This is a genomic window from Enterococcus sp. AZ196, from assembly GCF_050498845.1.
Classification (GTDB): Bacteria; Bacillota; Bacilli; order Lactobacillales; family Enterococcaceae; genus Enterococcus_A; species Enterococcus_A murrayae.
Map to the genome: position 1 here is coordinate 3,554,601 of NZ_JBIPAM010000001.1, position 14,961 is coordinate 3,569,561.

The following is a 14,961-nucleotide window of genomic DNA, read 5'->3' on the forward strand; positions in this document are numbered from 1 at the left end:
GAAATAGAAGGATGGCTGAGCATGAAGAAACAACCGAATAATAAGCGAAATACCTTTATTATGAGCTTTGCCATTTTTATGATTGTTGCTGGCGTCATTGTATTGATGTATCCGATTGTTGGAAATTATCTAGCCAATCGTGAACGCAGTGCAGCAAGCACCTCATACGATAATGCCCTTAAAAAAATGTCGGCGAAAGAGAAAAAGGAACAATATAACTTAGCAAAGGTTTACAACAACTATATTTTTGAAAAGCAACAAGGAAAACATACAGAACCCATGGTTTACAAAAATATTATCAAAAATGATTCTGGTGTTATGGGAACGATCGATATTCCCGGGATCGATATCAAGCAAATGCCATTTTATCATGGTACTTCCTTTAAAACGTTGGATAAAGGGTTGGGTCATTTAGAACAATCATCGATACCGATAGGTGGCAAAGACACACGAGCTGTAATTACAGGCCATAGCGGTGTTCAAAACCAGATCCTGTTTACAGATATAAAAAACTTAGAGGAAGGCGATATCTTCTACATCAATATTTTAGGGAAACGATTGGCATATCAAATTGAATCCTTTGAGGAAATATTACCTAGTGAAGCAGAAAAAGTAAAAATCGTACCTGGAAAGGATATGGTGACGCTCTTAACGTGTACCCCGCCGGGGATTAATACCTATCGGTTATTAGTAAATGGCCATCGTATTCCTTATAAAGATGCTCAAAAACAAAAAATTAACAAACGAAATTTATGGAGCTATCAGAACGTTGTGTTAGCAACCATTATTATAAATGTACTCTTATTCCTCGTGTTAATCACAATCTATCGTTTCCATGTCAAACGATTCAGATCCGATAATCCGCTTGTGGTAAACAAAGCACGGAAGAATTTGCGCCGCTTATTCAGAGTAACGAAAATCTATTTCGTGTTGATTTTTGTTGCCATGATGACGGTACTGGCAGTAGCGGCTTACGGTTATGTTCAGATGCAAGAAGATACTTCTTTAGGAGCCGTGGATGTTGGGCAAAGTGAAACCTTGAGTACTTTCAACTTAGATAAAATCAACCGGGCAAATTATGCCGAGAAACAGATCGCGAGTGTCAACGTCGCAAATTACGCGGAGGCTCGCGGGAATAGTTTTGAGACCACCAATAATTGGGGGATAGGAAAACTCAATATCCCAAAGGTTGACGTTGATCTGCCTATTTTAGCTGGGATCGCCAATCAAAACCTGTTGACAGGTGCGGCGACTTATCGGTCGGATCAACAACTCGGAAAAGGCAATTATGTTTTATTGGCACACAATATTTTTGAAACAGACGTATTGCTTCATCGAATTAAGCAGTTGACTCTTGGTGATAAGATTTATGCCACAGATTTTAAAGATATCTATACCTATGATGTTTCATTGAATAAGGTGATTGAAGAAACGGAAGTTTCTTATATTGATGCGAAAACTAAGGACGGCAAACAGACCATAACTTTGCTTCGATGTGAAGGGGATATTGGTACAATCTATCGTCGCGTAGTTCAAGGAAAATTGACAGATGTCCAACCCATCAATGGAGCAAATGAACAGCTGTTGAAACAACTAGAAATCAAAGAGAACGACCAAAAAGAATCTTCTGGAAAGATTTTAAAAGAGCGAAGAGTCTTGCCCTTTACGCAGTTCGCAATGTTGATCGCTGCAAAATTTGTTTCAGAACCGCTTCAAACAATGGTTCCGATGTTTCTCTTCTTTCTATTACCCATTTTATTCTTCAGTCTTATTCGCTAAAAGAGCGTAGAGACTGCAATGCTTGAGCGTTTAAGTTAAATTCAGGAAGGAAATTCAATTCATGAAAAAGATAATGATAGGTGTTTTTGGCATTTTGGTATTGATAGGTGGCATAGCAAGTTTACGAAGCGGCGCATTAAAAGCCGGAGAATTAAATAGAAGCGCTCCTTCAATCATAGAAACTGAAACAACAGAAAGTACGTATTCTGTTCCCGAAAATAATGTTTCTTCAGTTAATGAAGAAATTGTGGAAAGTGAAGGACCTGTCATAGAAGCTGAGCGCGAAACACCGATGGCTGAGCCAAGTGTTTCGATAGAACAATCAGGAAATCCAGAAAGCACTGTGTCTTCAGAAGCGCCCCCTTCTGAAGGAAGTACGAGTAACACGTCAACTAATCCAAGTACAGCGGTGCCGTCGTCAAGTTCTAGTTCTTCGAGTAGTTCGTCGAATTCAAGTGGCTCTTCCAGTACAGGGACAACCTCATCAAGTTCGTCAACACCGAAACCGACACAGCCAAGTACGACAACACCAAGCAGTACAAAACCAAGTGGAACAACACCGAGTAGTGTGGCACCAACGCAACCGTCAACCAGTCAGCCAACAGGTAAACCAACACAACCAGTGGCTCCTGCACCGGTACCGACGGTACCAGATTCACCGGCTGCGGCAACAAATGTGACGCCCAATGTATCAAGTGTTCAAGCAAATCCAACCTTTACACCAACTGTTCCAGAAGCATTTTCAGAAACAAGTACCTTGAATTTGCCAAGCGAGTTAAAAGCCACTGGAGTAGCTCAGTCTGACCTAAAAGGGTTTGAGTTGCCATTATTGAGCCGACTGAAAGAAAAAGCTCATGGAGCATTGATCTATGAAGGGATTAAGCAAGTGGGGATTGAACAAGAAGAAACCTACGATGTGAAGCAACTGGTAACAACTCTTTATAAAGAGCTGTATGCAATTGAACCTTCTGGAACACCAAAAAAGATGCCAGAGGAACTTCAAATTGGTAGTTTGTTGTACCGAAAAGAGAAGGACCAAACGGTTTTACTCGGTATCTATATTGGAGAAGACTACTACTTATCTGTGAACGATGTTGAAGTGACAGAGGAAACCACGGATACGGAGAACAAAACCACCAGTGAATCTGTTACGCCAGAAAAAGTGATGAAAGTGGGCACTGGCGCTACAAAAGTGAAAAAGAGAGAAAAAACAAAGAGAGTAAACAAGCGATCAACGGAAGAAACGACATTAGCGAACTCAGAAGAAAGAGAAACACAACGCCAAGTTGTAGTTGAATCCATTGATTTAGATGAGGATTTATTGGTTCAAGAAACTCCAGAAGTGACATTGACGGAATATGGTGAAGAAGTATTAAAAGACTACCCGGCAGCTATGAATTTTACGGAAAATGAACGTGCGAAAAACTTCATTGAAAAAGTTGGCGAAGATGCGCAGAAATTGGGGCAGGAATACGACGTATTCGCTTCAGTAATGATTGCCCAAGCACTATTAGAAAGTGGTTCTGGTACGAGTGGTTTATCCTTACCACCAAATCATAATCTATTCGGTGTAAAAGGTTCATACCAAGGCCAATCAATTTCAATGGCCACACAAGAAGACAGAGGCAACGGTGAACTGTATTCCATCAATTCAGCATTTCGTAAGTATCCAAATTTTGCGGCGTCATTAGGGGATTATGTGGAACTTCTGCGTGGAGGTATCTCGGGAAATGCTAGCTATTACGAAAAGACTTGGCGTTCAAAAGCTAAGAACTATCTTCGTACAACGGATGCATTGACAGGTACTTACGCGACAGATACGACATATGGAAAAAAATTAAACTCTATAATTGCCTTGTATCATTTGACACAATATGACCAAGTAAAAACCACTGAGAGTAACTCAGGAGTTTTTATTAAGGGCAAAGATGAGATTCCAGAAGAGTACCGTAGCCGTATGAAATACCCAGACTACAATGGGGTGGATTATAATGCTTCAGGATCTTATCCTGTTGGTCAATGTACATGGTATGCCTTTAACCGTGTCAATCAACTAGGAAAAACTGTGGACGACTACATGGGCAATGGCGGACAATGGGCAACTAAGGGAAAAGCCTTAGGTTATGAAGTCAGTCAAAAACCAAAAGCGGGTTGGCTGATCTCTTTCAAACCAGGAGTCGCAGGTTCTGATGCTCGGTATGGTCATGTGGCTTTTGTGGAAGTTGTTCGACCAGAAGGAATCTTAATTTCCGAAGGAAATGTCTATGGTGGAACAATCATTTCTTATCGAGTGATCGATAGCAGTCTAGCAACTTCTGATCAAGTTTCCTACATCAAAGCAAAATAATCGAATGAAGAAGTGAATAATAAGTCAGATAGTTTCTGACAATTTAGTGTATAAGGAGCACTGTAACTTATGGCAACTGTTCGATCACGTCAAGAAAAGGTAGAAAAACTGCCCCAGCGTTCGATCGCAAAAAGTCTGATACTCACTATATTAACGCTATTGGTTCTGATTGCGCTGATTGGAACGGGAATGCTTGCACGCAAAGAGTATAGTTTCCACCCAATCTCAGGTACGTCGATGCAGCCAGCATTATCAGAAAAAGACATGGTATTAGTAAAAAGAAAAGGCTCTATCTTGCGGTATGATGTGATCGCTTTTTCTGTTAAAGGAGAAAGTGGCAAGTTCGTTAAACGAGTCATCGGATTACCTGGAGATCGCATGTTTATCCGTAATGATCGAATGGTCTTAAGCATTGGTTCCCAGGGAGATTTTGAAACAACTTATACCTTTCAATTAGCGCCAGCTGTAGCAGAAGAATTTCAGGACCTAACAAAAATTCCCGAAGGGTTCTACTTTACAACAGGAGATCACATTGATGTCTCGAAAGATAGTCGAACCTTTGGGTTTGTTCAAAAAAGAAATATCGAGGGAACCGTTCAATTTCACCTCCCGTCTTTATTGAAAAAGCAGGCGGAAACGGAATGAGAAAGAAAAACCTGCTGGAGGAAAGAACATGATAGTAGAAATTTTGGAAATAGTGAGTGGCACCATAGCTATCGGAGTGATCATTTTGATGCTCTTGCGCATTAATCTGGATAGACGCTTTTCAGCTATTCAAAGAGAAGAAGGACAATCTTCTTTGTTTCAACGAAAGATGACTTATGTGAAGAAAATCGAACAAGAAAAGCATATTCATACGTTAATTCGTGGGTGCTTATTGCTGGGAGTCACGATAGTAATAATTGTCAGTGCCCTAGTGATTCTGGTGGATACAAATCAAAAGATGAAAAAGCAGACGAATAAACTAACAGATAGGATCGAAGTGTTGGAGCAACGACAACAACAATTAGCCGCCAGTATTCCATTGAAAAAGTATCCAGAAAAAGGGATTGGTCTAAAAGACTATGATTGGAAAAAGCTAATAGGAGAAAGCAAGGATTCATCCATTCAGAAGCAGATTGAAGACGATCTTTCAAAGCAAACAATTTCCTTTTTTGGTGCTGTGGAACCGACGGTTTCCTTAGCTGTACCTAAAACAATCTCGCTTCAACTGAAGAGTCAAACAGAGGATGATACAGGCAAAGAAGCGATTAAAAAAAATATTGAAGCTTTTGCAAAAGAAGCAGAATCAATACCAGAATTGACAGACATACATGTGCGAATGGTCACCTCTGTCGGTAAATCAAAAAAAGTGATCTACAATGTCAATTATTCACGTGAAAAACCGGGAGAGTCATTCAAGAAAATGAATGTTTCCGAACAGAATCTTAAGAACGATGGTGGGAAAGGCTAAATGGCAGAGAAAAAGAGACGATGGCTTTCAACCGATGCGTTGAAGGAATTTATCAATGAAATTTCAGAAGAAGAGTTACAAGCGGAAGAGCGCTTCAATGAGAAGTTAGACAGTCTAGAGGACCCTTTGGATATACAAGAAAGATTAAATCGGACACTTTTCCAACGAGATCAATTGATAAAAGAACGGGATGAATGGATCAGAATCAATCATAAGAATCAAGAACGAATCAATGTCTTAGAAGAACAGATTCAAAAAATTCAGACAGAAGATGAACAAAAGAAAAAGGAGCGATCTTCAGAACAGGAAATTGTTTTGATGGGAACAATTAGACGTCTTGAAGAAGAATTGGCTACGTTAAAAAGAGAACGATTGATTCATATCCAAGAACTGGAAAACGAAAAAGAAGAATTAAAAGAACGATTAGATGTTGAACAAACTCGCTTTGAAGAGGAATTGAATGATCGAAACGAGCATTGGAAACATAAATTGGAAGAAGCAGAAACAGAGAAAGTGACGATCGAGAAAACATTGGAAACCCTTCAACAACAGTTAGTAGAAAAGGAACAAGAACGTGAAGAATTAACGAACAAGTTGAAAGAGTTGGAAGCAGAAAAAGGTGTCCCGATCGATGAACTAATGAGTGAGCTCGAAGAGCTGAAACAAGACTATCAGTCAGCTCAAAAAAAAAATAGTGACTATGAAAAAGAAGTGGAGCAGCTCAAAAGAGAAGCTCTGGAAAACCAAGAAAAGTTGGAAAAATTTACAAAAAATCTTGAAAGAATAAACGAGCAAGAAAAAGAAATACAGCGATTAGTATCTGAAAAAAAGATATTGGAAGATACGCATCAACAGTTACATAAAGCACATCAAATAGAAAGTCAAAAAAAGGCAGAGCTTAGAGTAGAAAATGACGTGTTACTTGAGCTGATCGAAAAGAAAGACCGAGAGCTACAAGCCTATCAAAACAATGAAACAAAATTAAATCAACTTTTAGAGGAACGATTGATTGAGAACAATCAATTAGAAGTGGAGGATTCACAAATGGAAGCTGGCGAACAAGGACAAACACAAGAAGAGGTAAAAGAAGCACCAGAGCAAGAGTCCACAGAGATGACCGAAGATGTGGAAAAATTAGTGGCCGAAAAAGAGGCACTTAATAGCGCCTTGTTTGATGCCCATGAAGAGATTTCGAAATTTGAAGAGAAAATGGCCCATCTGGAAGAGCTTGAAGCAGAGAAAGAAACATTAGAACATCGTCTGGAAAATGCACAAGCGGAATTATCAGATTTACAAGAACAAAAATCAGAAGAAGAAAGTTTGGAATTGCTTCAAACAAAGGAACAAGTGAAAGAATTACTTGATAAAAATGAGCAATTAAAAAAAGAAGTGGTGCAATCGCAACAAGAAATTGGAGAAGTTCTAATCTCTGCCAAGAAACAAGCGAATCGAACAATTGAAGAGGCACAGGCAGAAGCGAAACATATGATCAATTCGGCAGAACTAGAGCTGGAAACAATTGGTAATCGAGCAAAAAAAATTCTGATCGAGGTCTCTGAATCTAGAAAAAGTGTTCTTTCCATTTATGATGAGTTGGAATTTAAGGTGGAATCCCTCTCAAATGGAACGTTATTAAAAGAAATCAAAAAGAAAAAACAAGAAGAAGGTAATCGACTGTTTTGATTCCAGTAGTAACATGTGTAGAGAAAAAATTTTGCAAGAGACACCTTAGGTGCTTCTAAATAGTAGTTAGAAAGACGAATGAATCACTAGATAACGAAACCAAAGAGAGAGGATAGAGAACGTTTGATCATTAATTGGATTAGCGTGGGACTGGTCATTGTCATACTGATTGTTTGGTTTCGACGAATGATTATTAAGGTGCAATTACAACGACTTCAATTGCCACCAAATACCCCAGTCTCCTTCCAACGTAAGTTGGATTATGTGAAGCAAGCAGAACAAGAAAAACATGTATCGGCTTTACTGATAGTGGCAATAGTTCTAGCCATGGGATTATTATTAACGACTTACAGTCTCTTTCAATTGGAAGAGCAACTGCAGGTGGTCACGGATCGAAGTAATCAATTAAAAGATGAACTATACACGTTAAAAAAAGAACAAAAACAAATTATCACAAAAATGCCCATCAAAGCCTATCCTGCAAAAGGGATCGGCTTGAAGGAGTATCCATGGGATGAATTATTTTCGAAAGAAAATCGTGAACGGCAATACGAAATAGAAAGTGACATATCTTCGAAAGTAAGTCCGTACTTTGGATTATCAACCACATTGATCGTATTAGATATTCCAAGCCAGACATTAAATATTGCATTAGCAGGTGATTCTGGAAGTGAGGATAACCGCAAACAGATCAAAGACAATATCAAAGCTTTTGCAAAAGAAGCAAAGGCTGTTTCAAAATTGACACAAATCACATTCCAAATGAATCTGATGAATGATAAGAACAAGAAAAAAACATATAGCTGTACATTCTCACGAGACAAACCAGATGAAGAGTTTACATTAATTCAAGAAGATGACTAAGGAAAGAAAAAGAAGATAGGAGTGGCTAACATGCATACACAACAAAAAAAGAATGGTTGGTTTTTTAATAAGAATATCATTGATGAAATCAATTCTGTTCCTGAGGAACAGGTGATGTATGACGAACAAGAACCGGTTAAATCGGTTCCACAAGGAAAGAAATTTTCCGACGATTTTGAGAAAGTAAAGAATGAATTGACAGAAAAAGAAGAGGAAATCGAGCGGTTAAAGAAAGAAAATGAATTAGAGAAACAACGTCTAGTTCGTGAGAATGAACAATATAAGCGATCTATTCTACGAGCGGGAGAGGAAAAAGCTGAAGCGCGCCGTCAAGTTCAAGATTTAGAAACAGAAGTGCGCCGAAGTCGTCAAGAAATACAGCGTTTAACAGAGGAATCCGCCTCAGGAGAGCATAAGATTCAATTAGAGAAAGCAACTAATGAAGTTAAAACTTTGAAAGATCTATTGGAGAATTATAAGGGAGTGGAAGCTGAATTAAAAGAAGCCAAGCAGCAATATCATGAATTGACATTGACACAAAAAGAAGAAGAGCTGCATCGTTTTGAAAAAGTTCAAAATCTTGAAACACAGGTGAATCAACTAACTGCAGATTTGTCGAATAAGGAAGAACAGATTACCCAATTGAATCAATCTATTTTCAATAAGGAGCAACAAGTACGCGAAAAAGAAGAACAAATGAGACGTTTGATCGACGATCAAAACCATCAAAATGCGGTGATCGAAGGAGAACTGGTGACAGAGCTTCAGCATGAAATTATGATGCTTCAAAAAGAAAACGATCAATTGAAGGAAGAATCTATTCATTCGCAGCATGAAATCGGTGAAGTTTTAATCTCTGCGCGTAAACAGGCCAATCGAATGGTCGAAAAAGCGAAGATTGATGCCCAACGAATTATTCAAGAATCGCAAAGTGAGCTACAAACGATTCAAGAACGAGCAAAAGAAGTATCGTATGAAGTTGATGAATCCCGCCAAGCGATTCTAAGCATTTACGAAGAACTAAAAAGTCGTGTGGATCATTTGGCGCACGATGATGTTCATGATTTTGAAGAGATGAAGAGTCGCTATGAGTATCCTAAAGTTTCTGTGATGCCAAGGAAAGAGTACTAATAAATTTTTGGGAGAGCGGTGCAAGCAAAGTCATGACGTCCTGCTTCTCGGCTCTCTTTCTTGTGTCCGCTATTTTTCTATATATGAATTATTCGGTCATTAGGAGTGAATATCTATCTAAAGGAGAGAAAAAAATGAATCAAGTATTGATTTTGACTAGAAATATTTTATCAGATCAGGAAACTCAGAGAAAACTGCAGTCGTTGAATTATGAAGTGTTTAGTTCAACTAAACTATTTGATTACTGTAGTAAAAATAGAGAAGGTTTAGATGTTTTGCATTTCTTTCAATATATTATTTTAAGTGAAACTATTTGTGAATCAGAAGTTGATGACTTAGGTCCTGTTTTGAAAGGATATTCCGATCATATTATTCGAAAAGTAGAAAATGAAGAAGCTGCCAAACAAGCGGACTATTACAAGAGAGGTATCGTATCTGGTCTGATCACAACCAATGATTCAATTGATGAGTTGCGGGAACGACTAGCTCAATTGAAATCGACATCGAAGACGGGCATAGCTAATCAAAAAATGATCGTTGAAGCAAAGGAATATGGAAAAGGAAAGCTATCTATGAATAGACTGGAGGTTCGGTCTATTTTAAATCGACTTTCAAAAAACGAATTGAAGGTGTTGTCTGCTCTTTTACAGAATGAAGACCGTGTTGTAACAAGAGAAGAGATCTGTGAAAGAGTTTGGGGAGAATCCATTAGCAATTCGCAATTAGCATCACTTTCATCCATTACTTCGAGACTTAAAACGAAATTTTCAAAGATGAATCTAGATCAATCAGCAATTCAAACTTTTTGGGGACGAGGATATCAACTTGACTTTCAGTTGATCGAGTTGTTAAAGGAGGAAGATTGGTTAAATCATATTGATTACTAACAATGGAAAGCCTCAGATGAAAAACAGATGTGAAACGATCAATAAAACAGTGGATCGTTTCCCGAGAGGGAATTTAAATGGAAGATAGCCTTAATTTAAATGAATTGATTCAGGTTTTGAAAAAGAAGATACGATTGATTTTAGGGACAACGATTATTGGGATCGTGATCGCGACAATTGTAACTTTCTTCTTATTAACACCGAAATACGAGTCTGCAGCACAATTGATTGTTCAAAATGAGCAGACAGAAAATGGGAATACGAATCTACAAAATGATATCAACGGCAATGTTCTGATGGTTAATACCTATAAGGACATGATAAAAGGCGATATCGTTATTGATGCTGTACAAAAGAATCTACGTGAAGAGTATCAGTACACTTACAGTAACAAAGAACTAAAAGAGATGATTGAAATCGAGCAAACACAAAATTCTCAAATGTTTCAGATTATCGTGACATCTTCGGAACCAAAAAAGGCAGCCCGGATTGTAAATGTAACTGCGACAACCTTTCAAGAAATAGCCGAGGATGTGTTGGAAGTGAGCAAAGTAACTATTACTTCTAAAGGAATGATTCCGACGGAATCCGTTTTCCCAAACACTAAACTGAGCTTATTGATTGGTGCGCTATTGGGATTAACAGTGGGAATCGTCAGTGCATTTGTATCAGAATTTTTTGATGATACAGTGAAGGATCGACGATACGTAACAGAAAATTTAGTTTTTCCGATTCTCGGTGATGTCTCTGAAATCAATCCAGAAGAGCTAAGTGATCATCGTGGAACAAGGACACCGGAGCAAGGAACTATAAAACGTACTCTTGCGGCTAGAACGGTTCTTAATCGACATCGAGAACGTTTATAAGGAGCATATAGTTAGATGGAAAATAAGGAACAATTGATTGCCCCAGTGGATTTAGTAGCAGCACTTAATCCATATTCTGCAATTTCTGAGCAATATCGAAAAATTCGAACGAATATTGAATTTTCAACTGCCGATAAAAAAATTAAGTCACTAGTGGTGACTTCGTCTGGCCCATCCGAAGGAAAGACAACAACGGCTGCGAATTTAGCGATTGTTTTTGCCAATGCGGGAAATCGAGTGGCTTTAGTTGATGCCGATTTAAGAAGACCAAATGTTGCTTTGAGTTTTGGTATACCAAATGTTAACGGACTGAGCAATTATTTGACCGAAAAAAATTCAACGAGTGCGAATTTCTTATCTGAGACCGAGGTGAAGAATGTCTATATGACCCAAAGTCATGCACAAGTAGGTAGTCGTTTAGTTGCAACAAGTGTTGAAAACCTGTATTTGATTCCCAGTGGTCCAACGCCTCCAAATCCTTCGGAATTGCTAAATTCCAATCGAATGAAGGAATTGATTGAAATTTTGACAGAATCGTTTGATTTAGTGATTTTTGATATGCCGCCAGTGGTGATGGTGGCAGACGCACAAATTTTATCTTCATACGTCGATGGCACGATTTTAGTCGTGCGAGAACGAGTAGCGAAAAAACAAAATTTACTGGAAGCAAAGAAACTGTTGGAAATGGTCAATGCAAAGGTGATCGGTGTGGTTTATAACGGGGTCAACAAAAAAAATGAGGCTTATTATTATGGAACGGAAAGAACGAAAAAGGGGAAATAAACACTCTATATTTCTCACTTATTCGTTAAGCTACTTACGAAGAAAATGCCATCATATCTGGAAGTCATATTCTATTAGTCAATCAAAAAATGTTCAAATGTTTTGCATTCGTAAATTTTGAATGCTCATTATTGTTGGAGGAGTTAGGGATGAAGAATGAAAATAATTTTGGGTATATAGGAAGCGTAAAAAGCCGTAGATATGACGATCAAAGGCACTTCCAGTTGAATCAATTCGATCAATTGAATCTGGAAAAGAGAAGATTTTATACATTTTTCAAGCGGTCAATTGATCTATTTTTTAGCTTAATTGGCTTAATTTTTCTTTCACCGATTATGTTGTGGGTGGCTTATAAAGTACATAAAGAAGATCCAGAGGCTCCTATAATTTTTACACAAGAACGGATCGGTCAAGATGGTAACTCCTTCACAATGTATAAATTTCGCTCAATGCATGGGGATGCGGAGAAGCAATTAGAAGAACTTCTTGATCAAAATGAAGTCAAAGGACCGATGTTCAAAATGAAAGAGGATCCTCGAGTCACTGAATTTGGAAAACTTATCCGACGAACAAGCTTGGACGAATTTCCACAACTGGTGAATGTCATTAAAGGTGAAATGAGTTTAATCGGACCACGGCCCGCTTTAAAAAGAGAAGTGATCAATTACACACCCCATGATCGAAAACGTTTGTTAGTAAAGCCCGGTTGTTCTGGTTTGTGGCAAGTCAGTGGGCGAAGTGAGGTTCATTTTGAGGAAATGGTCGCATTTGATATCGAATATATTCAGAAACGAAGTTTCTGGTACGACATTCGACTCATCCTAAAGACAATAAAAGTAATGATAAAACCAGAGGGTGCGTATTAAGGAGTCACAAAATGGAAGAAAAGCAACACGTTTATATCATAGGATCAAAGGGAATTCCTGCCCATTATGGAGGATTTGAAACATTTGTGGAGCAGCTGACAAGTCATCAAGTAGACAAAAGGATACAATATCATGTTGCGTGCATGACTGAAAATTCAGAAAAATCAGATATTAATCAAAAGCACTTTGAGTATAATCACGCGAAGTGCTTTAACATTGATGTGCCCAAAATTGGTCCTGCCAGGGCAATCTATTACGATGTCTTAGCGCTGAATTTTGCTATACAGTTAGCAAAAGTGAACCGAGACAAGCACCCCATATTCTATGTTTTAGCTTGTCGAATCGGTCCTTTTATAGGTCGCATGAAAAAGCGCATTGAAGCTCTGGGCGGTCGCTTGTTTGTCAATCCAGATGGACATGAATGGTTACGAGCAAAGTGGGCGTATCCTGTTCGAAGGTACTGGAAGTATTCTGAACGACTAATGGTGAAACATGCCGATTTACTGATCTGTGACAGTCAAACAATCGAGAACTATATTCAAGAGACGTATCGTTCTTACGAACCAGAGACGACTTATCTAGCTTATGGAACTGATTTAGAGAAATCTGAATTGGACGAAAGTGACTCAGAAGTTCGTGAATGGTATCAAGAAAATGACGTATCCCTACGGGAATATTATTTAGTTGTTGGTCGATTTGTCCCAGAAAATAATTACGAAACCGTGATTCGTGAATTCATGAAGTCTGAAACAACAAAGGATCTGGTCTTGATTACGAATAATGAGCAGCATGGTTATTACACCAAGCTACGAAAGGAGACAGCGTTTGATTCCGATCCGCGAATCAAATTTGTGGGCACAGTCTATAATCAAGAGCTACTAAAATACATTCGAGAGCATGCTTTTGCTTATATCCATGGTCATGAAGTAGGAGGAACTAATCCGTCCCTCTTAGAAGCGATGGCGTTAACAAAATTGAATCTGTTGTTAGATGTTGGCTTCAATCGAGAAGTTGGGAGAAATTCCGCTGTGTATTGGAAAAAGAATGGCACCTTACATCAAATGATTACAGGATTAGACTCACCATTAGAAGAGCTGATGACCCTTAAAGGATTGAAGAAACCTGAACATATTGACACAGAGTTCTCATGGGAAACAATCGTTGCTTCTTATGAAGATCTATTAATGAAATTTTGATCTATGAAACTGATTTTGAACATATAAAGGATAGTAGAATCAAAAATTATTAACAAGAAGGTACTAGCAGACGAGGGGTTTCCAAAGGAAACAATGAACGATAAAGCAGTATACATTGTCTAATAGTAAGTCAAGAGGAGCGAGTGAATGGAAGAGGAGAGTCAGTTACGAAGACTCCAAATGTTGGAATTGGAAGCATTAATAGAATTACGAGCATTTTGCCAAATGCATGGTATGGATTTTTTTTTACGTGGCGGCAGTGTTATGGGGGCAGTAAAATACAGTGGTTTTGTCCCGTGGGATGACGACGCAGATATTGCCATTTTTAGGAAAGATTATGATCGATTCATTGAGTTGACGGCTGCGAATGAGTGGTCAGAAAAATTTGAGGTGGTTAGCTATAAATACAATCCAGAGATTCATTGCTATTTCCCAAGGGTATTGTTAAAAGAGGGCATCCGAAAGAAGGAGGGCCTACCGAAAAACAATCATTTGGGATTAAGTATGATCGATATTCTTCCCATTGATGGTAGTCCGAATTCATTTATGTTAAAAACTTTCTATTATACACGGATCTATGTGTATCGCGCGCTTGCAGGGGTATGGACAATGGGTATCGAAGATACGGTGAGCATGCATGATTCAACAAAGAAGAAGGTCTTGTCCTTTTTAAAACAAATTCGGATCCATCGCTTGTATTCACAGGTGTCTATCTATGAACGATTGGATCGTTTATACACTAAATATCCACTTGAACAGTCAAAGGATATAGGCACAATTACTGGTTCATTGTACAAAAAAGAGATCCTTCCTCGAGAGTGGTGGGGGAATGGGGAAGAACTCGCTTTTGAAAATCATCGATTTCTTGTTCCAGTGAATTACAATGACTATTTGAAGCAATTATATGGGGATAACTATCTAACATATACTCCGAGTATCACGCAACAAGAAGAGAAAAAGCATATTAAGTAGACTGTCAAGAGAGTAAACGGCATGTGCCAATGAATGAGAAGGGGCTAACTATTTTTAGCTGTAGAATCTTCTTTTGAATACGCATAGTGTTATATACTTAGATTTCTATTGACTGTCTAGTCAACGGAAGAAGA

At 38.4% G+C, this 14,961-nt stretch carries 13 protein-coding genes; all 13 read left to right on the plus strand.

Going from position 1 to position 14,961, the window contains the following annotated elements; translation table 11 throughout:
- Positions 1-21: 21 nt before the first annotated feature.
- The 13 genes from IGI67_RS17090 (at position 22) to IGI67_RS17150 (ending at position 14,827) form a co-directional block, all read left to right on the plus strand.
- Positions 22-1,779, plus strand: a complete 1,758-nt coding sequence (locus tag IGI67_RS17090) for a class C sortase (RefSeq protein ID WP_429956374.1) — start codon at positions 22-24, stop codon at positions 1,777-1,779.
- Between the two features lie 61 nt (positions 1,780-1,840).
- Entirely contained in the window at positions 1,841-4,126 is a 2,286-nt protein-coding gene (locus tag IGI67_RS17095; RefSeq protein WP_429956375.1) for a glucosaminidase domain-containing protein, read from the plus strand.
- A gap of 69 nt (positions 4,127-4,195) precedes the next feature.
- Positions 4,196-4,771, plus strand: coding sequence for a signal peptidase I (lepB, locus tag IGI67_RS17100; RefSeq protein WP_429956376.1), 576 nt, complete (start codon positions 4,196-4,198; stop codon positions 4,769-4,771).
- Positions 4,772-4,799: 28 nt separating this feature from the next.
- The gene (locus IGI67_RS17105) at positions 4,800-5,579 is read left to right on the plus strand and encodes a hypothetical protein (RefSeq protein ID WP_429956377.1); all 780 of its coding nucleotides are present in this window, start codon (positions 4,800-4,802) and stop codon (positions 5,577-5,579) included.
- Positions 5,580-7,262, plus strand: a complete 1,683-nt coding sequence (locus IGI67_RS17110; protein WP_429956378.1) for a hypothetical protein — start codon at positions 5,580-5,582, stop codon at positions 7,260-7,262.
- Positions 7,263-7,385: 123 nt separating this feature from the next.
- Positions 7,386-8,126, plus strand: a complete 741-nt coding sequence (locus IGI67_RS17115; RefSeq protein WP_429956379.1) for a hypothetical protein — start codon at positions 7,386-7,388, stop codon at positions 8,124-8,126.
- 30 nt (positions 8,127-8,156) lie between these two features.
- Positions 8,157-9,257 carry a hypothetical protein gene (locus tag IGI67_RS17120; protein ID WP_429956380.1) on the plus strand — a complete coding sequence of 367 codons (1,101 nt, stop codon included), beginning with the start codon at positions 8,157-8,159 and terminating at the stop codon, positions 9,255-9,257.
- A gap of 134 nt (positions 9,258-9,391) precedes the next feature.
- Positions 9,392-10,144, plus strand: coding sequence for a helix-turn-helix domain-containing protein (locus IGI67_RS17125; RefSeq protein WP_429956381.1), 753 nt, complete (start codon positions 9,392-9,394; stop codon positions 10,142-10,144).
- A gap of 77 nt (positions 10,145-10,221) precedes the next feature.
- Positions 10,222-11,010, plus strand: coding sequence for a YveK family protein (locus tag IGI67_RS17130; protein WP_429956382.1), 789 nt, complete (start codon positions 10,222-10,224; stop codon positions 11,008-11,010).
- A gap of 15 nt (positions 11,011-11,025) precedes the next feature.
- Positions 11,026-11,793, plus strand: a complete 768-nt coding sequence (locus IGI67_RS17135) for a CpsD/CapB family tyrosine-protein kinase (protein ID WP_429956383.1) — start codon at positions 11,026-11,028, stop codon at positions 11,791-11,793.
- 149 nt (positions 11,794-11,942) lie between these two features.
- The gene (locus tag IGI67_RS17140; protein WP_429956384.1) at positions 11,943-12,659 is read left to right on the plus strand and encodes a sugar transferase; all 717 of its coding nucleotides are present in this window, start codon (positions 11,943-11,945) and stop codon (positions 12,657-12,659) included.
- Positions 12,660-12,670: 11 nt separating this feature from the next.
- Positions 12,671-13,855 carry a beta 1-4 rhamnosyltransferase Cps2T gene (gene cps2T / locus IGI67_RS17145; RefSeq protein WP_429956385.1) on the plus strand — a complete coding sequence of 395 codons (1,185 nt, stop codon included), beginning with the start codon at positions 12,671-12,673 and terminating at the stop codon, positions 13,853-13,855.
- A gap of 147 nt (positions 13,856-14,002) precedes the next feature.
- On the plus strand, positions 14,003-14,827 hold the full coding sequence (locus tag IGI67_RS17150; protein WP_429958520.1) for a LicD family protein: 825 nt from the start codon (positions 14,003-14,005) through the stop codon (positions 14,825-14,827).
- Positions 14,828-14,961 lie beyond the last annotated feature (134 nt).

Coding starts and splice junctions, on each gene's coding strand:
- IGI67_RS17090 (WP_429956374.1), top strand. CDS start 22: ATGAAGAAACAACCGAATAATAAGCGAAATACCTTTATTATGAGCTTT.
- IGI67_RS17095 (WP_429956375.1), top strand. CDS start 1,841: ATGAAAAAGATAATGATAGGTGTTTTTGGCATTTTGGTATTGATAGGT.
- lepB (WP_429956376.1), top strand. CDS start 4,196: ATGGCAACTGTTCGATCACGTCAAGAAAAGGTAGAAAAACTGCCCCAG.
- IGI67_RS17105 (WP_429956377.1), top strand. CDS start 4,800: ATGATAGTAGAAATTTTGGAAATAGTGAGTGGCACCATAGCTATCGGA.
- IGI67_RS17110 (WP_429956378.1), top strand. CDS start 5,580: ATGGCAGAGAAAAAGAGACGATGGCTTTCAACCGATGCGTTGAAGGAA.
- IGI67_RS17120 (WP_429956380.1), top strand. CDS start 8,157: ATGCATACACAACAAAAAAAGAATGGTTGGTTTTTTAATAAGAATATC.
- IGI67_RS17125 (WP_429956381.1), top strand. CDS start 9,392: ATGAATCAAGTATTGATTTTGACTAGAAATATTTTATCAGATCAGGAA.
- IGI67_RS17130 (WP_429956382.1), top strand. CDS start 10,222: ATGGAAGATAGCCTTAATTTAAATGAATTGATTCAGGTTTTGAAAAAG.
- IGI67_RS17135 (WP_429956383.1), top strand. CDS start 11,026: ATGGAAAATAAGGAACAATTGATTGCCCCAGTGGATTTAGTAGCAGCA.
- IGI67_RS17140 (WP_429956384.1), top strand. CDS start 11,943: ATGAAGAATGAAAATAATTTTGGGTATATAGGAAGCGTAAAAAGCCGT.
- cps2T (WP_429956385.1), top strand. CDS start 12,671: ATGGAAGAAAAGCAACACGTTTATATCATAGGATCAAAGGGAATTCCT.
- IGI67_RS17150 (WP_429958520.1), top strand. CDS start 14,003: ATGGAAGAGGAGAGTCAGTTACGAAGACTCCAAATGTTGGAATTGGAA.